Source organism: Corynebacterium sp. KPL1824, from assembly GCF_000478095.1.
GTDB lineage: Bacteria > Actinomycetota > Actinomycetes > Mycobacteriales > Mycobacteriaceae > Corynebacterium > Corynebacterium accolens.
The window spans coordinates 276,181-295,201 of the sequence record NZ_KI515750.1; the positions used below are offsets into that span (position 1 = coordinate 276,181).

The window sequence follows — 19,021 nt, forward strand, 5'->3', positions numbered from 1 at the left end:
TAAACATTTCAGGATGGGCGGGAACTAAATGCGTCCTCACACCGTTGTACTTTTTGAAACAGGCGACAATTTCAGGAGGCTGAAAAGATGACGAATCCATCTGCCAACACCGCCAATGGCACTTCGACTGCCACTACTGATGAGGAACAGGAAGTAGACCGCGGGTCTCGCCGCAATCAAACCAATGACAATCCCTCCGCGGACTTGGTACGCGTCTACCTCAATGGCATCGGTAAGACCGACCTGCTCAGCGCCGAGGACGAGGTTGAACTCGCGCAAACCATCGAGGTAGGCCTGTATGCAGAATACAAGCTCAATAATGCAGAAAAGCTAACGCGCGCAGAAAAGCGCGACCTGAAGATCTTGGCTCGCGAAGGCAAGAAGGCCCGCTCCCACCTGCTGGAGGCGAACCTTCGTCTCGTAGTCTCCCTGGCCAAGCGCTACACCGGCCGCGGAATGCCGCTTTTGGACCTCATCCAAGAGGGAAACCTGGGCCTTATCCGCGCCATGGAAAAGTTCGATTACGCCAAGGGCTTTAAGTTCTCCACCTACGCGACGTGGTGGATCCGCCAGGCCATTACCCGCGGCATGGCCGACCAATCGCGCACCATCCGCCTGCCGGTCCACCTGGTGGAACAGGTCAATAAGCTTTCCCGCATCAAGCGTGAGATGTATCAGTCCTTGGGCCGCGAGGCGACCAATGAGGAACTGTCTGAGGAATCCGGCATTGATGAGAACAAGATCGAGATGCTGCTGCGCCAGTCCCGCGATCCCGTCTCGCTCGATATGCCCGTCGGCACCGATGAGGAAGCCCCATTGGGTGACTTCATCGAGGATGCTGAGGCCACCGACGCTGAGACCGCCGTCGTGGCGTCCATGCGCCACTCCGATATCCGCGGCGTCATTGACACGCTAGAAAAGCGCGAGCAGGACGTTATTCGCCTGCGCTACGGCTTGGACGACGGCGTGCCACGCACCCTTGACCAGATTGGTCGCCGGTTCGGGCTCTCCCGCGAACGCGTACGCCAAATCGAGCGTGAGGTCATGGCCAAGTTGCGCGATGGCAACCGCGCCGACCGCCTGCGCGAGTACGCGCTATAGAACTTTTCGCCTCCTGAACCTTATTTAATCGCGACCTCGACTGTGCCGCCGAGAATTTTTCCAGTGTACTTTCGAGGTCGCATTCTCTATGCAAGCGGCGAGTACGAACTCGTCTCCTTAAAATCTCTCCAGCAAACTTAGGGCAACTTAAGCTAGTCTGGATACAGAATGTAAAAAGCGCTGTCTGCTTTGTGCACGGCACGCATTACTGTTTTCAAAGAAAGGTATGCCCACGTGAGGGACCTCGTTGATACTACTGAGATGTACCTTCGGACCATTTATGAATTGGAAGAAGAAGGCATCACTCCCCTGCGCGCCCGGATTGCGGAACGCCTAGAGCAGTCCGGACCTACCGTATCCCAAACCGTTGCTCGCATGGAACGCGATGGCCTCCTCCACGTTCGTTCGGACAGGAGCTTGGATCTAACCGAAAAGGGACGCGAATTGGCTACGGCAGTGATGCGCAAGCACCGACTCGCGGAGCGTTTGCTTACTGATGTCCTCGGACTCGATATCAGCAAGGTCCACGATGAGGCCTGCCGCTGGGAGCACGTGATGAGCGAAGAGGTGGAAAAGCGCATGGTATCGGTCCTCGATGACCCTAGCCGCTCTCCTTTTGGCAACCCCATTCCGGCGCTGGCAGAACTGGGCTTCCAGGTCCCCGAGCCATCGATTGGGACGAGGGCTATCGATCTCCCCGATGGCGAAGAGAAGTCCGCAAAGATTATCCAGATTAACGAGATCCTGCAGGTGGATGAGGCCACATTCAGGGAACTCGCAGAGGCTGGCATCCGCATCGGTACCGAGGTCACCGTGGTCAATAATGGCGGCACGATTTCGCTTACCACTCCCTCGGGTAAGGTCATCACCTTGGCAGATGATCTCGCACACGCCGTGCGCGTGGAGGTCTAGGCCATGAAGCTTTTGGTTACTGGCGGTGCCGGCTATGTCGGCAGCGTGTGTTCCGCAGTCCTCGTAGAGCAGGGCCACGATGTCACCATCATCGATAACTTTTCCACGGGTAATAGGGATGCCGTGCCGCCCGCAGCCCGCGTGGTAGAAGGCGATGTGGCCGACAAGGCCGCAGAGGTACTGGGCGAAGGCGGCTTTGAGGGAGTCCTCCACTTCGCCGCCCGCTCGCTGGTCGGTGAATCCGTGGAAAAGCCGGACGAATACTGGCAGCACAACGTCGTGACCACGCTGCGCTTGCTCAACGCCATGCGCAATAACGATGTGAAAAGCCTCGTCTTTTCTTCCACCGCAGCCACCTATGGCGAGCCGGAGCAGGTCCCTATTACTGAGGACATGCCGACCCAGCCCACGAACCCCTATGGCGCTAGCAAATTAGCTATCGACTACATGATTACCTCTTTTGCACAGGCCTTTGGGCTCGCGGCAACGTCCCTGCGCTATTTCAACGTCGCCGGTGCCTACGGCTCCATCGGCGAAAACCGCGAGATTGAAACCCACCTCATCCCCATTGTCCTGCAGGTTGCTCTGGGGCACCGAGATAAGATTTTCATGTTTGGCACGGATTGGGATACCCCGGATGGAACGCCGGTGCGCGACTACATCCATATCCGCGATCTTGCCGATGCCCACGTGCTTGCCCTCCACAGCAATGCCCCCGGCACCCACCGGATCTATAACTTGGGTTCCGGCGAGGGATACTCCGTCAAGCAGGTCATCGAGATGTGCCGGAAGGTCACCGGCCACGAGATTCCGGCGGAGATCGCCCCGCGTCGTGCCGGAGACCCAGCCACGCTGATTGCATCCTCAGACAAGATCAAGCGGGAGCTGGACTGGAATCCCCAGCGCACTGACTTGGAAACCATCGTGACCGACGCGTGGAATTTCACGCGCCAGCTGGGCGACCGGGCGCATTCGGCGCGGCGCTAAAGCGCGGGGCTACACAAAGCCATCGGCATCAATCCCCGCTGCTTCCCGCGCCGCGTCGCAACCACGGCTTAGGCTGGTAATGAGGCGTTCCCCCATTCCGCTGCGATAGGCCTGAGCGATGAGCTGGCTTAAATTGTGGCCCGGTGCCTCATCGATGGCGACGGTCAGCGCCGGACCGGCGTAAAGCCCGAATTTCTGCGCCACCTGGGTCGCTGCAAACAGCGCCAAGGCGTTATAGCGGATGGTGCCGCCAAAGGTGCGCGCCGTGGCTAGGAGCAAGGTACCGGCCGCGTGCGGGGATTCGACGAGGTCTCGGATGACCAAGTCGCGCATCCACGTCGTCGACATCCACATCGCCCCCACGCAGAGTAATTCTTCGTTGTCTAGGGTCTCTTCCAGCGTCTCTACCTCGCTTAATACATACTGCACATCTGCAATGAGGTGCTGGACCACCCGGGTTGGATCCGTCGTGCCATACCCGTGGCCGGCACGCATTTGCCGGGACAATTCCTCGGCGCAGCGCTGCATGGACACGATTTCTTCTTGCCCAAAGTACGGGTTGTGCGGGGCAAATTGCTGGACCAGCTCATCGCGGGAAAGCTCCGGCAAGGTACCGTTTTCTACGCAGGCGCGCATGGAAGAGCTGGTGGAAATAGCGGGAATGGTTCCTTCGCTCCAAGCGTGCATAGGGCCCTTGCCATTGCCGGTGCTAAAGCCGAATACGAGGTCGTAGGCAGTGGACGTAGCGATTTCTTCCACAAGCCAGCAGGCATCGATTCCGGTGCCCTTGTCATCTTCGAAGTGGTAGAGCGCCTCGATCATCTCCCAGAGCTCTACTTCCTCGCGTTGGGAGATGATAAAGCCGAGAACGACTTCCGGATTACCGCAATGAAAGGCGCTCATGATCTCTGGGAGGGCGTCGGGGACATCGGACAGGTCTATGCGTGCAACTGGCCCCATGGTGCGGCCTGCTGGGGTTGGTTCGATGGAGATGAGGACGATTGATTCTGCTGGGAAGAATCCGAGGATTCCTGGAATATTGGCAAGGATATCGCCGGGTGTACGGATGGGCTGTTGTGGCGTTGTGATCTTCATGGCTCCTAGCTTCGGGGCCTGCGGCAAGTACCGAAAGCCCATCGCGGGCAGAGGGCCGAAATCTGTGGATAAGGTGGGTGGAAGGGGGCATCGGCAAGCAGTTATGCACAGGCCCACCGCACCGGCCCTAGCGCCGGTTGCCTCGTTAGGGCATAATGGGTTATTTAACTACTCCGCGAACACTGACCTGAGTGCGTGTGGGAATAGTGCGGTCCTGGCGGTCGTTGATCTAGATTAAAAGACCAAGGAGGTAACACATCATGCACGAAGAAGATCGCAGCATGTACGAATTGGAGTACCCCGCTCCGGTGGTCAAGGACAATTCCGGTGAAGGAAAAGGCCCCACCATGATTGTTGCCATGCACGGCTATGCCGATGCGGGCCAGGCCGTTGAGTCGAGCGCCGATCACCTCAAGGCCGCGCTGGAAAACCGCCAGCTAGCCTCCTTTAACTCTGATGAGCTCATCGATTATCGCTCCCGCCGCCCCGCCGTCACCATCGATAATGACCGGGCCCTCGAGGTTGAACCCATGGATTTGGGCTTGAAGGTGCTCCGGGATAATTCCGGCAAGTCCTTCCTCCTTCTCTCCGGTCCTGAGCCGGATATGCGCTGGGAAGCATTTACCACGGCGGTGGTCAAGCTAGTGGAGAAATTCGATATTGAAGACACCATCATGCTCTACGCCGCGCCGATGCCCGTGCCGCACACCCGCCCCACCGTGGTCACCGCGCACGGTACCGCCTCCCGCCTGACGGACAGCATGGTCAAGATGGATTCGACCATGATGGTTCCTGGCGCCGCGGCGCTCTATATAGAAAAGGCCCTAGCGGATAAGGGCCGGACGGTGGCGGGCTATACCGCGCACGTGCCGCACTACTTGGCTGCGTCCCCGTACCCGCAGGCAACGCTGGAGCTCCTCGATTCCGTGGCTAAGGCTGCTCAACTGAATATTCCGCTGGGCAGCATCGAGGCGGATATTTCCCGCGTCGAGGGCCAGCTGGATGAGCAGGTCAATGGCTCGGAAGAGATTGAGGGCGTGGTCCAGCAATTGGAGCAGCAATACGATGCTTTCATGGAACGCTACCGCGAAGAGCACCCGCAAGCCATCATGCCGGGCGAGGAAGCCGTGCCCAGCGCTGAGGAAATCAGCGAAGAATTCGAGGCCTTCCTCGCCTCGCTCGATGAGTCCGATAGCGAGGAGATTATCCATACTGATATTGATGACCGCGAAGACTCTGACGATGACAGAGACTTAGGCGACGATATCTAACGAACCCGCCCCCATCGCCGCTAAGGTGGTGGGGGTGAACTTATCTCAACAGCTGCCAGATTTAACGGAAGTCCCCGAGTCCCTCATTGATGAGGCCATTTGGGATACTTTTAACTCGTGGACCACCAGCAAGGGAATCAATCTATATCCCGCGCAGGAGGAGGCCTCGCTCGGCATCTTGGCCGGAGATAATGTCATCCTCGCGACCCCAACGGGGTCCGGAAAGTCCATGGTGGCCAACGCCGCGCATTTCATCGCCCTCGCCCGCGGGCAGCGGAGTTTTTATACCGCGCCCATTAAGGCGCTGGTTAGCGAGAAGTTCTTTGCGCTGTGTGAAATCTTCGGCGCAGAAAACGTGGGCATGATGACTGGCGATGCCACCGTAAACGGCAACGCCCCCATCATCGCCGCCACCGCTGAGATCGTTGCCAATATCGCGCTTCGCGATGGCGCCGAGGCCAATATCGACCAAGTGGTTATGGACGAATTTCACTACTACTCCGATCCAGATCGCGGCTGGGCCTGGCAGGTGCCGCTCTTGGAGCTACCCAAGGCGCAATTCCTCTTAATGTCCGCCACGCTCGGTGATACCGACTGGCTGCAGGAAGATCTCACCCGCCGCACGGGCCGCGAGACTAATTTAGTGGCCGGCTCCACCCGCCCGGTGCCGCTGGATTTTTCCTATGTTTTCAGCGCGGTGCACGAAACCATCGAAGAGCTGCTCGCCGATAATAAGGCACCCATTTATGTCGTGCACTTTTCCCAGCGCGAGGCCGCCGAGCGGGCCCAAGCCCTGACCTCGCTGTCTGGCATCATTAACAAAGAGGAAAAAGAGGACATCGCTGAAGAAATCGGCGGCTTCCGCTTTACCACTGCCTTTGGTAAGGACCTCTCAAAGTTGCTTCGCAAGGGCATTGGCATTCACCATGCGGGAATGCTGCCCAAGTACCGACGGCTCGTGGAGCGCCTCGCGCAGCGCGGCCTCCTCAAGGTTATTTGCGGCACCGATACCTTGGGCGTGGGCATCAACGTGCCCATCCGCACCGTATTGATGACCGGCCTGGCCAAGTTTGATGGGCAACGCCAGCGCATCTTGAAATCCCGCGAATTCCACCAGATTGCGGGGCGCGCTGGGCGCGCGGGCTATGACACGGAAGGCACCGTCGTCGTCGAGGCCCCAGAGCACGAGATTGAAAATGCCAAGGCCCGCAGGCGCATTGGCGATGACCCGAAGCGGCTCAAAAAGCTCAAGAAGAAATCCGCACGCGAGGGCGAAGTCTCTTGGTCCGAGAAGACCTTTGCGCGGCTCACAGAAGCAGAACCGGAGCAGTTGACCTCGCAATTCCGGGTGTCGAATTCGATGCTGCTGAATGTCTTAGCCCGCCGCGGCGACGGCTATGCGCATATGCGCCACCTCTTGCGCGATAATCACGATCCCCGCAGCAAGCAAAACAAGGATATCCTCACCGCCCTCGACCTCTTCCGCGGATTGCTAGATTCCGGCGTGGTCCAAAAATCCACCAAGGGGCTGGATATCTACGGCCGCCCCTACCACCTCGTGCGGGAATTGCCGCGCGACTTTGCCCTGAACCAGCCACTCGGGCCCTTTGCCTTGGCCGCGCTCTCCCTGTTGGACCCAGAGGCAGACAGCTATCACCTTGACGTAATCTCTATCTTTGAGGCGATCCTCGATGATCCCCGGCAGGTGCTACAGGCCCAGCAGAAGAAGCGGCGCGGGGAAGAAATTGCCGCGCTCAAGGCGGACGGGGTGGACTACACCGACCGCATGAATATCGTGGAGGATATTACCTGGCCCAAGCCTCTAGAGGAGCTACTCGAGCAGGCCTACGATACCTTCGCGGAGACCAATGCGTGGGTAAAGGAATTCGAGCTGCGGCCCAAATCCGTGGTGCGCGACATGGTGGAAAACGCCATGACCTTCTCGGACTTGGTGGCCACTTACGGCTTAGCCCGCTCTGAGGGCGTTATCCTCCGCTATCTCACCGATGCCTGGCGCACCCTTAAACAGTCCATCCCCGATGAATACACGACGCCCCAAATTGAAGACATCATCGTCTGGTTAGGCGAGCTCATCCGCCAGGTGGATTCTTCGCTTGTCGATGAATGGGCGCAGATGGCCGGCGAAGACTCCCCCATCGATCAAGATACGCTCGACCGCGAGCTGGCCTTCGGCGTCGAAGATCCTACTGCGCTTACCGCTAACCGACGCGCCTTTGGCATCATGGTACGCAATTACATGTTCCGCCTCGCGCAGCTCTTCGCGCTGGAGGAAGAAGACCGCCTGGCCGAGGTATTGGATTATCTGGACGAGGTCCCCGATTTTGGCGCCGTCTTGGATGACTACTTTGACGAATACGACGACATTGATACCGGCCCTGAGGCGCGCGGACCCGAGTACTTCCGGTTGGAAGAATCCAGCTCCCGCAGCTGGCCCGTGCGGCAAATTATCAAGGACCCAGCAGGAGATCGCGCCTATCAATTTGTCGCCACGGTTGATCTGGACGCCTCCGATGAAGCCGGCGAAGTCCGCCTGTCAGAGTTGCGCGTCGAGTATTAATCACACGCGGGTTAGCTAAAACGATAAAAGCCACCCCCTGCGCTGTACCCGGCGTCCTATGGGGGACACCGAGGGAAGCAGCGCGCGGGGGTGGCTTATTCCAAAGGCTAATTAAGCAGCGCTTTTAGCGTGCAGCCTCAATCTGGACGGCCTGTGCGACTGCCTGAATGACAGAAGCAACCTTGATGGCCTCCCAGACCTGTTCCTTGGTCGCGCCAGTATCGTTGAGCTTCTGGGTGTGTGCGCCCAAGCAGTGCTCGCAGCCGTTGATGGCGGACACGGCGATATTCCACAGCTCGAAGTTAGCGTCTTCCACGCCAGGCTTGGAGATGAAGTTCATCCGCAGGCCGAACTTGACCTGTGCGTAGTCATCGCCCAACCAGCTCTTGGCGCGGTAGGCAACGTTGTTCATTGCCATCACGGTGGCAGCGCCGTAAGCGGCGTTGGTAGCTTCCTCAGAGAGGTGCTCTTGCGCCTCTTCCGCGATTTCAGAAATCACGGTGTCATTGCGGGTAGCTGCCGCCGAAGCCAACAGGGTGCCCCACAGCTGCTCTTCATCCAGCTCGGTGGTGCGGGTCAACGCGCCGAGGTTGAGTTTCTGATCCTTGGCGTACTCAGGCAGTGCTGACTTCAAGTTCTCGATAGACACGGTCTTTCTCCTTCTAAATCTTTTCTCAGTAACTTAAATTGCAAGTTGGGTGCCGGCCCTCCCCCGCCTCATGGGGCGGGGACAGCGCTCACACGTAACTAATGCTTAAAGCTGGGACTGAACGACGTCCATCTTGTCGATGTTCTTCGTTGGGTCGTTCTTCTCCCAGTTGCAGGCGCAGACCTCTTCGGACTGCAGGGCGTCGAGGACACGCAGGACCTCGTCAACGTTGCGGCCCACAGCGTCCGGGGTAACGGAGACGAACTGAATGACACCATCTGGGTCGATGATGAAGGTTGCGCGGTCAGCAACGCCGTCAGCGTTTTCTACGCCCAGTGCGCGGATCAGGTCGTGGCGCACGTCGGAAAACATCGGGAACGGAACATCCTTCAGGTCCGGGTGGGTTGCGCGCCAGTTGAAGTGAGCGAACTCGTTATCGGTGGAGCCGCCCAATACCTGGGTATCGCGGTCTTGGAACTCTTCGTCCAGCTTGCCAAAGGCAGCGATCTCGGTCGGGCACACGAAGGTGAAGTCCTTGGGGTAGAAGAAGACGACCTTCCACTTGCCCTCGTATTTGTCCAAGGAAACCTGCTCGAAGTAGTCCTCTGGCTGGCTAGCGTTAACGTTGTGCAGGTCGCCGCCGGTCAGGGCGGTGAGGTCGAATTCTGGGAACTTTTCGCCAACGGTCATGATAGGCATGTTCTTCAACTCCTTCTTAAAAGGGTAATCTTTTTCAAGTTTCCGACAGTCCTGTGCCGAGGACCACGGGCCGGACCCTCTCCGGCCCAACACCAAAGACAATACCATTAATTCCGGTCACGTCAATAGCTAATCCTATAGATAAATGTTAGAGTGATAGGCATGCATAATAAAGAATATCGACCAACACTTGCCCAGCTGCGCACGTTTGTCACCGTGGCAGAAAACAAGCACTTCGGCACCGCTGCCGCCAAGCTGGAGATCTCTCAGCCTTCCCTCTCCCAGGGGCTCGTGGCGCTCGAGCAGGGGCTCGGCGTGCAGCTCATCGAGCGCTCCACCCGCAAGGTCATTGTGACCTCGGCCGGCGAAACCCTTCTGCCCTATGCCAAATCCACGCTTGAGGCCGCCGATACCTTCCTCGCGCACGCCCGCGGCGCCCACGGCACGCTGTCCGGCCCGCTTACCATTGGCGTTATCCCGACCATCGCCCCGTATATCCTCCCGGACTTGCTGGCGAAGATTACGGAGACCTACCCGGAGCTTGAGCCGCGCTTTGTGGAGGAGCAAACCCAGCACCTCATCACGCGCCTGCGCAACGGCAACCTCGATTTAGCCATCCTCGCCCTGCCTTCGGAGGCCACGGGCATGGTCGACAGCTCGCTGTACACCGAGGACTTCGCCATCGTCAGCCCGCCCGATCACCCCATTGCCGGGCGTACAGACGTGCAAGTTGCAGAGCTGCGGGACTTGGACCTGCTGCTGCTTGACGATGGCCACTGTCTCCGCGACCAAGTCGTCGATCTCTGCCGGCACGCCCACGTCAACCCGGCAGAGGCAACCAATTCCGTCACGCGCGCCTCATCACTGACCACCATTATGCAGCTGGTGATGGGCGGGCTCGGCTGCACCCTTATCCCCAAGTCCGCATTGGCTACCGAATGCCACGGCAAGAACCTCGGCATCGCCTACTTCGATCCCGATGTCACCGCTGAGCGCGAAATCGGCCTCGTCTTCCGCTCCTCTGCCGCACGCAGTGAAGAGTTCCGCGAATTCGGCACCCTGATTACCGCCGCTTATGAAAATGCCCTCGCCCGCTCGCTGGAGGGCTAAAACTTAAGCGTCTTCGATTCCCCACGGCCCCTCGGCTCAATTACTCCCGCCACATAAGTTTAAGGCCACCGAAGCACCGCCTCGGTGGCCTTAAACAATGACAAAGCCATTACGCAGGTTGGCCGGCTGCGCGCCCTGCACACTGGCGGAACAAATAAGCCGTAGACAGTAAGGTAACCGGTACAGCAACAATCAACCCAACAAGGAATACGATGAAGCCGCCAATTATAATCAGCATGTTAAGCACCGTTAGCAGCAAAAGCTGGCCGTAGTTTCCTTTACCGGCCTTAAAACCGTTCTTGATGGCTTGGCCAACTCCGTCGCCATCGGCCGCAAACCACTGCATCAACATATAAAGCGGCTGAATAAACAGGCCGATGAGAGTCAATAAAGCCACAACTCCGAAAAGGCCTGCCATGGATTCCAACGCCTCTTCCTCTGTGGCACCGGTCCCCATATCAGGGCTAAGGAAGAATGAACCACCAACGAAGATGAACATTACTAACCAGGTAATAATGCCGATGATGATCATGATCGCTAGCGGCTGCCACCACCGCACATTCTTGCCCACATAGTTCCACCCAGTGCGCGGATCATCGATTTGGAATAGCGCCAGTCGCAGCGCCATCAGGCTAATGACGGCCACGAACACATAGGACACGATCTGCACAATGGCTCCTCCACCGAAGGCCTCCGCACCCTCTGAGGGAGCAACGGCCGCGCCCAAGATAGAGAAAGCGATGGCAATCACGCCAACGAGCAAGCTACCGAGGATCCACAATTTCCAATTCTTAAATACCGTACGAAAGGCCCACGAAATAGAATCGATGGCCGAGGGTTTTCCGGTAAACCCGCCGTTGTTTACGGTGTTGTCCTGTGCTTGGTAGCCCGCATATCCTTGATTGCCAGAGCTCTCGTGGCTACCGCCATAGGAGGGCAGGTTGCCGTAGCTTGGCTGGTCCTCTGGGTGGTTAGTCGGTTCATAGCGTGGAAAATCGTCGTTTCCACCGGATTTATTGTCATTCATCAGCGGTGCCTTCCTTCTGTATCCGGGTTGGGCGCAACGAGAAAAGTATCGTTTGACAAGTATTTTCATACTAGCAACTTTTTCCACTCCACGTAACCGGGGTAAGCTCATAAATTAGCCATGACACAGCATGAAACCACGACGTCGCAGGCCCCTAGCCGCGATGAACTTTTTGCAGCATTAGACAACGTCACCATCGCCGAGGCCCGCAGCTTCCGGCGCCGCCTATCGAAGGCACGCGCCCCCAAGGCCCTGCGCGAAATCGGCCAGGATATCCAGGCTGCCGCAGATCGCCTCGCGCTTGTCGATGCCGCCGTTCCCCCACTCACCTACCCCGATTCCCTGCCGGTCAGCGCCCGCAAGGACGATATCGCCGCCGCGATTGAAAAAAACCAGGTCGTCATCATCGCCGGCGAAACCGGTTCTGGTAAGACCACGCAGATCCCCAAGATCTGCCTCGACATCGGCCGGGGCCGCCGCGGCCTTATCGGCCATACGCAGCCGCGCCGCATCGCCGCGCGGACCGTCGCCGAGCGCATCGCCTCCGAGCTGGACCAAGATATCGGGGAATCGGTAGGCTACGCCATCCGCTTCGATGACCAGGTTTCTGATACCACCGCCGTAAAACTCATGACGGACGGCATCCTGCTAGCTGAAATGCAGCGCGATCGCTTCCTTAATAAATACGACACCATCATTATCGATGAAGCACACGAGCGCTCTTTGAATATCGACTTCCTCTTGGGATATCTCAAGCGGCTGCTGCCCAAGCGGCCCGATCTCAAGGTGATCATTACCTCCGCAACCATCGATCCGGAAAGCTTTGCCGAGCACTTCGCCCAACCCGATGGCACTCCCGCGCCCATCATTGAGGTCTCTGGACGCACGTACCCGGTAGAAATTCGCTACCGCCCCCTCGAATTCGAGGCCGGTGGAAAGCTGGTGGATCAGGACCCGCTCGATGGCTTAACCGAGGCCATCGAGGAGCTCATGGCAGAAGGCGACGGCGATATCCTTTGTTTTTTCCCAGGCGAGCGCGATATCCGCGATGCCATGGAAACAATCGAGGCCAAAAAATGGAAAAACGTCGAGGTCGCGCCCCTCTTCGGGCGCCTATCCAACCAGGAACAGCACCGCGTATTTAGCAATCACCGCGGAAGGCGCATCGTTTTGTCCACCAATATCGCCGAAACCTCGCTGACCGTACCCGGAATCCGCTACGTCGTGGATACCGGCACCGCGCGTATCTCGCGCTATTCCACGCGTACCAAGGTGCAGCGCCTGCCCATCGAGCCCATTTCGCAGGCCTCTGCCAACCAGCGCTCCGGTAGGTGCGGCCGCGTCGCCGATGGCATCGCCATCCGCCTCTATAGCGAGCAAGATTTTCAGAGCCGCCCAGAATTTACTGACCCAGAAATCCTGCGCACCAACCTGGCCAGCGTGATTTTGCAGATGGTCTCGCTCAAGCTCGGCGATATTGAAAAATTCCCCTTCCTCCAGCCACCCGAGTTCAAGGCCATTCGCGATGGCCTCAACCTCCTCCACGAGCTCGGTGCGCTCCAGGACAAGCACGAGAAACCGACACTGACCGAAACCGGCCGCCATTTAGCCCGCATCCCACTCGATCCTCGCATGGCGCGCATGCTTATCGAGGCCCATACCAATGGCTGCCTCCACGATGTCATCGTCATCGTCGCCGCCATGACCATCCAAGACGTGCGCGAACGCCCGCTGGAATACCAAGCGCAAGCCGATCAGGCGCACGCGCGCTTTAAGGACAAGACCTCTGACTTTTTGTCCATGCTGAAATTATGGGATTACATCAAACAAACCCGCAATGAGCAATCGGGCAATAAGTTCCGCAAGCGCATGAAGCAGGAGTTCCTCCACTACATGCGCATCCGCGAGTGGTTCGACCTGGTCCGCCAGCTCAAAGACGTCTCCAAGCAGCTGGGGTGGGATTACCAAGAAGGCACCGAACGCCGCTCCGACGATATTCACATCGCGCTGCTATCTGGCCTGCTGTCCAATATCGGCGCCCGCGACGGCAATTCCAAGGAGTTCCACGGCGCGCGCAATACCCGCTTCCTTGTCTTTCCAGGCTCCGCCTTGGCCAAAAAGCCACCCGAGTTCGTCATGGCGGCAGAGCTCGTCGAAACCTCTCGGCTTTGGGCACGCGACGTTGCCGCCATCGATCCGGCGTGGGTGGAAGAGCTCGGCGCGGACCTGCTCAAACACAACTATTCCGATCCCACGTGGTCCCGCAAGCGCGCGGCCGCCATCGCGCACCAGAAGTCCACGCTCTACGGCGTGCCCATCGTCGCGGACCGTACCGTGCCATATCACCGCGTGGACCCCGTCGCGGCGCGCGATATGTTCATCCGCAATGCGCTTATCGCCGGCGAGTGGAATGCGCATCATCACTTCCTCAAGGCAAACGCGCAGGCCCTTGATGAGGCGGCCGAATACGAGGAAAAGGCCCGCCGCCGCGGCCTCATCGTGGATGAGGATACCCTCTTTGATTTCTATGACCAGCGCATTCCCGCCAAGGTCACCACGGGCCGTCATTTCGATTCCTGGTGGAAGAAAAAGCGCCGCCAGGAACCCGATCTGCTGAATTTCGATCCAGCCACGCTTGTCGATGACTCCCACGACGTCACCGAAGTCTCCTTCCCCGATCACTGGCGCAAAGGCTCCATCGATTACGAGCTGACTTATAAATTCGAACCCGGCGATCCCCTTGATGGCGTCACCGTCATGGTGCCCGTTCCCATGCTTGCCGGCCTCGATATCGAAGGCTTCGATTGGCTCGTTCCCGGCCTGCGATTCGAGCTCGTCAACGAGCTTATTCGTTCCCTTCCCAAGGCCCTGCGGCGCACCGTCGTGCCCGCCCCGGAATTTGCCGAGCGCGCCATGGAACGCCTCATCCCCTTCGAAGGCCCCCTTACCCAGCAGCTTGCCGATGTCCTGCGCGAGCTCGGCGGCCACGGCATCAACGCCTCCGACTTCCAACCGGACAAGCTGCCGGAACATTTGCGGATGAACTACGCGGCCATCGACAAGCGTGGCACCATCATCGATTCCGATAGGGACCTTGCCGCCCTGCGCGAGCGCCAGGCCGGCCACATTAAATCGTCCGTCTCGCGGGTAAGCCGCACCGCCGAATCCACCGCGGTCAGCGAGTGGACCGACGATACCCTCGGCACCGTTGACGAGACCGTCACCACCACCGTCGATGGCCACGAGGTCACCGCTTACCCAGCGTTGGTGGCCACCAAGGAAGGCGTTGAGCTTAAGGTTCATCCCACCAAGGCGGCTGCCGATGCCGCCATGGTCACCACCACCCTCACGCTCCTGATGCGCGAGATTTCCGTCTCGACTGCGCAAATGATCAAGGGGCTTCCCCTGCAGCAGCGCGTCGCCGTGGATTCTTATCCGCATGGCGGCGCCGACGGGCTGGTCAATGACGCCCGCGTCGCGGCGATCCGCGACCTCATGCTCGAGGCCGGCGGCCCCGTGCGCTCGCCAGAGGCATTTTCCGAGCTCCAGGATACCGTGAAACCACAGGTTCCCGGCCGCGTGCGGCAATCAATAGTCTCGATCGCGCCTGGCTTGGCTGAGTATTCCAATCTCCGCGCCGAGCTTTCCCAGTGGGATGGTCCCGCCATCGACGATATGGAAAAGCAACTTAATTTCCTTCTTCCACCGAATGCCATCACCGTGCACGGAGCCACGCACCTGCGCCACCTTCCCCGCTATATTCAGGCAATGCGCATCCGTCTGGAGGACATGTCGCTCGATCCGGATCGCGATGCCGACCGCCAGGCCGAGGTCGATAACGCCAAGGCCTACCTGGCAAACCGGATGCGCAACCTTCCCGCGGGTCGCGAAAAGACACGCGAGGTCAAGGACATCCACTGGATGATCGAGGAATTGCGGGTCTCGCTCTTTGCCCAACGCCTCGGCACAGCCCACGCAGTATCCCTGCGGAGGATTCAAAAAGCGGTGGACAAGCTGCGCTAGTCTCCCCAACCTCACGTTCCCGCCGCCCGGCCGGCCATACTTAAGCTAAAAATCTGCTTACTCGGCCGCCGGCGGCGTGAACATTGGGCTGGCCCTAGCGAAATCATGCGCACAAAATGCCAGTTAAGGCTGCTTCGATCCTGCGCAAGAACGGTTGTATAACTGCTGAGAAATCGTCCTACACTGCGCAGTTTAAAGGTCCCCGCGATCGCGGCGCCGCATCAAACGAATCTCCGATTCAAAGTCATCCGCGCTCTCGAATGATTTATACACCGAGGCGAAGCGCAGATATGCGACCTCGTCTAGGTCACGCAGTGGCTCGAGAATCGCTAGCCCGATTTCGTTGGCGTTTACCTGCGAGGACCCGTGCCCCCGCACCGTTTCCTCAACCTCTTGGGCCAACTTTTTTAAGGCATCATCGCTAACGTCGCGACCCTGGCATGCGCGCCTAACGCCCCGAATGAGTTTATCCCGGCTAAATGGCTCAGCGAGGCCATTTCTCTTAACAACCAGCAGTACGGCCTTTTCCACAGTGGTGAAGCGCCCCTTACAGGAAGCACACTCCCGCCGGCGTCGTATCGATGCGCCGGCATCAACCACGCGCGAGTCAATAACGCGGGATTGTTCGTTATGGCAAAACGGGCAGTACACACTAGTCCTTTCGCTAATTTAGCTTCTCGGTTTAGTTTACCTCCCACGCCCAAGCCAAAAACCTGACACCATTGCGCCAGACTCCTCCTACTCGAGTGCCTGTCTCCGTGAAGCAAGCGGGCCTTATCTGCGGCCGGGAAGACAAGCTGCTGCCTAAAAGGCTCTAAGCCTTAAACCCCCGAAGTGCCTGCTTTAGTACACGCAGCACTACTGTCCGATCGCTGCTTCTACTTGCTGTACCGAAGCGCCAGGATCAGTCGGCGTTTCAGCGCTCGTACCCATCAGCCCGCCGGCAACCGTGCCGAAAAATACGGCAGCACCAAATACTGCACCGAGGAGGTAATTCTTGCGCGAACTATGCGCATCGTCTTCTTCCATCGGCCTGTTCGCGAAATCAGGTAAGGAACGTTCATCAGTCCACGTATTCGAATAACCTTCACGGTTCGTTCGATATACGGAATTTAAAGTCCTGATTTCCCCCTTTTCGGAAGGAGAATGCTGCACACCCCAGCTTTGATCATCAATATCCCAAATAGCGGCTGAAGGGACGATCTGTGGACGTGCCGCACGCTGTTTGACCATGTTATTGCGAGAGTGAAGTAGTTGAGACATTGCTTTCCTTTCGACGACCGCCGTAAGTCTAAAGCGGCCCCTTGACACAACAAGAGCTCAATGTCGCTCCTGTGTTCGAGATTGTTTCTATGTTCGATTTATAGCACCATTTCGAAAACCTGTCCAGTTTTTCGCGTAAATCTCGAACGCTTGTACTTTTCGTGCTACAAATGAGTTATGGCACGCAGGTGTCACCCAGTCCCTTTTCAAGTTATGAACGCAGAACCTCAGACCCCTTAGCTAGGAGCCGCACATGGGCCGCAAGAAAGCAAGCACCGCAAAGAACGATTACGCCTCCCTTTCCGAAAGGCAACGCCGCATCCTTAACGTCATCAGCGATGCAGTGATGCTCCGCGGTTACCCGCCCAGCATCCGCGAAATTGGTGACGCCGCCGGCCTGCAATCCACCTCGTCCGTGGCCTATCAGCTCAAGCAGCTTGAAGAAAAGGGCTTCTTGCGCCGCGACCCCAATAAGCCGCGCGCGGTCGACGTACGCCACCTCAACACTGACGACGCCGAAAAGAAGCCGGGCCGCAAGGCTAAGGACGTCCCCGATACCTCTGCCCGCGGCCCTGAAGAGTCTGCCGCCGTAGCTTATATTCCCGTCGTTGGCCGCATCGCCGCCGGTGCACCAATCACTGCAGAGGAAAATATCGACACGTATTTCCCCATGCCAGACGAGGTCGTCGGCGGAGGAGAGCTTTATATGCTGCAGGTCGTGGGCGATTCCATGCAGGATGCCGGCATCCTCAACGGCGACTGGGTCATCATCCGGTCGCAATCGGTGGCTGAGGAAGGCGAGTTTGTCGCCGCGCTTCTCGATGGCTCCGAGGCCACCGTCAAGGAATTCCACCGCGATTCCTCTGGCGTATGGCTCCTTCCGCACAACGATGCCTATCCGCCCATCAACGGCGATGATGCGGAAATTATGGGCAAGGTAGTATCCGTCTTCCGCAAACTCTAGGCCCCGGCCAGCTACTTTAACCAAGCCGCACGCGGGTGTTCGCCTGCGGTTGTTGTCGCCGCCGACACTCTGCGCCCGCTTTCTTGAAACCCGCTCTTTGCACTTCGTACGCTGCCCTGTTCCCCGCATAGGGAGCAGGGCCATACGAGTTTTAACGCATTCCACGCCTTTCTGCCTCGCAATCGCGCCCCAAAAAGCCAACTTAAGCGCGCGGGGTTTATTGAGAAAGCACCCCCGAAATAACGGATCCGTAAGTTAAGCGCTACTAGGGTTGGCTTTCAACTAGGGCAAATAAAGCTGACTGACCTGCGCTTTTATCCCAAACCAGACAACAGCGCACACCTTAATTTTTGTTTTCGTCCGATTACCGCCGAATTTTGACACAATGGAGGGAGAAATCCCACATCAGTTAGCTTTCACCGAGCGCCTGCATTCGCAGATGGAGTAACCGCCCGGCCGAAGGCGAGGAGCAAGGAGGGTCCGTGTACGCAGAGGAGCGACGCCGCCAGATCGCGTCCCAAACTGCAGTTGAGGGTCGCGTTAACGTAACCGATTTATCAGAGCGTTTCGAGGTGACTGCTGAAACCATTCGGCGCGACCTAGCCGTACTGGATCGTGAGGGCGTTGTCCACCGCGTGCACGGCGGCGCCGTGGCTTCCCAAGCCTTCCAGACCGCGGAGCTCACCCTCGATACCCGCCAGCGTTCCGCATCTGGGGCCAAGGCCGCCATCGCGCACGCCGCGCTCGACTTCCTTCCCCCTGGCGGCGGCAGCATATTCCTGGACGCCGGCACCACGATTAATACCTTTGCCGAGCTCATTAGCCAGCAATACCCGCAGGCGCAGTTCAATATCGTCTCCAATAGCCTGCCCATCGCACTGTCGCTAGCCAATAGCGGCGTTCCCGATGTCCAGCTCCTCGGCGGGACCGTACGCGCTATCACCCAGGCCGTCGTCGGCGATACCGCCCTGCGCACCATGGCGCTCATGCGCGCCGATGTCGCCTTCATCGGTACCAATGCGTTGACCCTCGATCACGGCTTGTCGACAGCCGATTCCCAAGAAGCAGCCATCAAATCCGCCTTCGTCACGAATGCCCACAAGGTCGTGGTCATGTGTGATTCCAGCAAATTGGGCAACGACTACCTGGTGAGCTTCGCCTCCATTGCAGATATCGATGTCGTCATCACCGATTCCGGCGCGCCGGAATCCTTCGTCGATGCCCTGCGCGAGCGAGAGATCGATGTCGTGCTCGCCAGCGAATAGCTCCAGCATGCGCACGACTTCGCCCTCCCTACCCCGGTGCCATTTCTCACCGAGGTAGGGAGGGCGAGACCTTTTGC

15 protein-coding genes are annotated in these 19,021 nt (G+C 58.4%); 9 read left to right on the plus strand and 6 right to left on the minus strand.

Annotation, left to right across the window (positions count from 1 at the left end; translation table 11 throughout):
* Nucleotides 1-87 precede the first annotated feature (87 nt).
* From HMPREF1267_RS07635 to galE, 3 genes are all read left to right on the plus strand, one after another.
* Nucleotides 88-1,101, plus strand: a complete 1,014-nt coding sequence (locus HMPREF1267_RS07635) for a sigma-70 family RNA polymerase sigma factor (RefSeq protein WP_005278926.1) — start codon at nucleotides 88-90, stop codon at nucleotides 1,099-1,101.
* A gap of 234 nt (nucleotides 1,102-1,335) precedes the next feature.
* Nucleotides 1,336-2,013, plus strand: coding sequence for a metal-dependent transcriptional regulator (locus HMPREF1267_RS07640; protein ID WP_023017369.1), 678 nt, complete (start codon nucleotides 1,336-1,338; stop codon nucleotides 2,011-2,013).
* Nucleotides 2,014-2,016: 3 nt separating this feature from the next.
* A complete protein-coding gene (gene galE / locus HMPREF1267_RS07645) occupies nucleotides 2,017-3,000 on the plus strand; it encodes a UDP-glucose 4-epimerase GalE (protein WP_005278922.1) in 984 nt (327 codons plus the stop codon).
* A 9-nt stretch (nucleotides 3,001-3,009) separates the two neighbouring features.
* Here the strand turns inward: galE and HMPREF1267_RS07650 are convergent, their stop codons facing one another.
* Nucleotides 3,010-4,095, minus strand: coding sequence for a DUF4192 domain-containing protein (locus HMPREF1267_RS07650; protein WP_232215126.1), 1,086 nt, complete (start codon nucleotides 4,093-4,095; stop codon nucleotides 3,010-3,012).
* Between the two features lie 260 nt (nucleotides 4,096-4,355).
* Between HMPREF1267_RS07650 and HMPREF1267_RS07655 the strand changes: the two genes are divergently transcribed.
* Entirely contained in the window at nucleotides 4,356-5,366 is a 1,011-nt protein-coding gene (locus HMPREF1267_RS07655) for a PAC2 family protein (protein WP_023028872.1), read from the plus strand.
* Between the two features lie 34 nt (nucleotides 5,367-5,400).
* Nucleotides 5,401-7,944 carry an RNA helicase gene (locus HMPREF1267_RS07660; RefSeq protein WP_023028873.1) on the plus strand — a complete coding sequence of 848 codons (2,544 nt, stop codon included), beginning with the start codon at nucleotides 5,401-5,403 and terminating at the stop codon, nucleotides 7,942-7,944.
* Between the two features lie 124 nt (nucleotides 7,945-8,068).
* Here the strand turns inward: HMPREF1267_RS07660 and HMPREF1267_RS07665 are convergent, their stop codons facing one another.
* Entirely contained in the window at nucleotides 8,069-8,593 is a 525-nt protein-coding gene (locus tag HMPREF1267_RS07665; RefSeq protein ID WP_023017367.1) for a carboxymuconolactone decarboxylase family protein, read from the minus strand.
* 105 nt (nucleotides 8,594-8,698) lie between these two features.
* Nucleotides 8,699-9,292, minus strand: a complete 594-nt coding sequence (locus HMPREF1267_RS07670) for a peroxiredoxin (RefSeq protein ID WP_023017366.1) — start codon at nucleotides 9,290-9,292, stop codon at nucleotides 8,699-8,701.
* Between the two features lie 162 nt (nucleotides 9,293-9,454).
* On the opposite strand from HMPREF1267_RS07670, the gene HMPREF1267_RS07675 reads away from it, so the two are divergent.
* Complete coding sequence (locus HMPREF1267_RS07675) at nucleotides 9,455-10,402, plus strand: LysR substrate-binding domain-containing protein (protein ID WP_023017365.1); 948 nt, start codon at nucleotides 9,455-9,457, stop codon at nucleotides 10,400-10,402.
* A 109-nt stretch (nucleotides 10,403-10,511) separates the two neighbouring features.
* Here HMPREF1267_RS07675 and HMPREF1267_RS07680 read toward each other — a convergent pair whose 3' ends face one another.
* Nucleotides 10,512-11,498, minus strand: coding sequence for a hypothetical protein (locus HMPREF1267_RS07680; RefSeq protein ID WP_232215127.1), 987 nt, complete (start codon nucleotides 11,496-11,498; stop codon nucleotides 10,512-10,514).
* A 51-nt stretch (nucleotides 11,499-11,549) separates the two neighbouring features.
* Here HMPREF1267_RS07680 and hrpA point away from each other — a divergent pair, with 51 nt between their 5' ends.
* Entirely contained in the window at nucleotides 11,550-15,452 is a 3,903-nt protein-coding gene (hrpA, locus tag HMPREF1267_RS07685; protein WP_023028874.1) for an ATP-dependent RNA helicase HrpA, read from the plus strand.
* A gap of 192 nt (nucleotides 15,453-15,644) precedes the next feature.
* On the opposite strand, the gene nrdR is transcribed toward hrpA, so the two are convergent.
* Together nrdR and HMPREF1267_RS13000 are read right to left on the minus strand one after the other, a co-directional pair.
* Nucleotides 15,645-16,103 carry a transcriptional regulator NrdR gene (gene nrdR / locus HMPREF1267_RS07690; protein WP_023017363.1) on the minus strand — a complete coding sequence of 153 codons (459 nt, stop codon included), beginning with the start codon at nucleotides 16,101-16,103 and terminating at the stop codon, nucleotides 15,645-15,647.
* 207 nt (nucleotides 16,104-16,310) lie between these two features.
* A complete protein-coding gene (locus tag HMPREF1267_RS13000) occupies nucleotides 16,311-16,715 on the minus strand; it encodes a hypothetical protein (protein ID WP_023017362.1) in 405 nt (134 codons plus the stop codon).
* Between the two features lie 253 nt (nucleotides 16,716-16,968).
* Between HMPREF1267_RS13000 and lexA the strand changes: the two genes are divergently transcribed.
* Nucleotides 16,969-17,679: a transcriptional repressor LexA gene (gene lexA / locus HMPREF1267_RS07695; protein WP_005278903.1), complete on the plus strand. Its 711-nt coding sequence runs from the start codon at nucleotides 16,969-16,971 to the stop codon at nucleotides 17,677-17,679.
* Between the two features lie 482 nt (nucleotides 17,680-18,161).
* Complete coding sequence (locus HMPREF1267_RS07700; protein ID WP_005278900.1) at nucleotides 18,162-18,944, plus strand: DeoR/GlpR family DNA-binding transcription regulator; 783 nt, start codon at nucleotides 18,162-18,164, stop codon at nucleotides 18,942-18,944.
* Nucleotides 18,945-19,021: the final 77 nt, after the last annotated feature.

What these genes read in the sequence shown, in the direction of transcription:
- HMPREF1267_RS07635 (WP_005278926.1), top strand. Translation starts at nt 88, where the DNA reads ATGACGAATCCATCTGCCAACACCGCCAATGGCACTTCGACTGCCACT.
- galE (WP_005278922.1), top strand. Translation starts at nt 2,017, where the DNA reads ATGAAGCTTTTGGTTACTGGCGGTGCCGGCTATGTCGGCAGCGTGTGT.
- HMPREF1267_RS07650 (WP_232215126.1), bottom strand. Translation starts at nt 4,095, where the DNA reads ATGAAGATCACAACGCCACAACAGCCCATCCGTACACCCGGCGATATC.
- HMPREF1267_RS07655 (WP_023028872.1), top strand. Translation starts at nt 4,356, where the DNA reads ATGCACGAAGAAGATCGCAGCATGTACGAATTGGAGTACCCCGCTCCG.
- HMPREF1267_RS07670 (WP_023017366.1), bottom strand. Translation starts at nt 9,292, where the DNA reads ATGCCTATCATGACCGTTGGCGAAAAGTTCCCAGAATTCGACCTCACC.
- HMPREF1267_RS07675 (WP_023017365.1), top strand. Translation starts at nt 9,455, where the DNA reads ATGCATAATAAAGAATATCGACCAACACTTGCCCAGCTGCGCACGTTT.
- HMPREF1267_RS07680 (WP_232215127.1), bottom strand. Translation starts at nt 11,498, where the DNA reads ATGAAAATACTTGTCAAACGATACTTTTCTCGTTGCGCCCAACCCGGA.
- hrpA (WP_023028874.1), top strand. Translation starts at nt 11,550, where the DNA reads ATGACACAGCATGAAACCACGACGTCGCAGGCCCCTAGCCGCGATGAA.
- HMPREF1267_RS13000 (WP_023017362.1), bottom strand. Translation starts at nt 16,715, where the DNA reads ATGTCTCAACTACTTCACTCTCGCAATAACATGGTCAAACAGCGTGCG.
- lexA (WP_005278903.1), top strand. Translation starts at nt 16,969, where the DNA reads ATGGGCCGCAAGAAAGCAAGCACCGCAAAGAACGATTACGCCTCCCTT.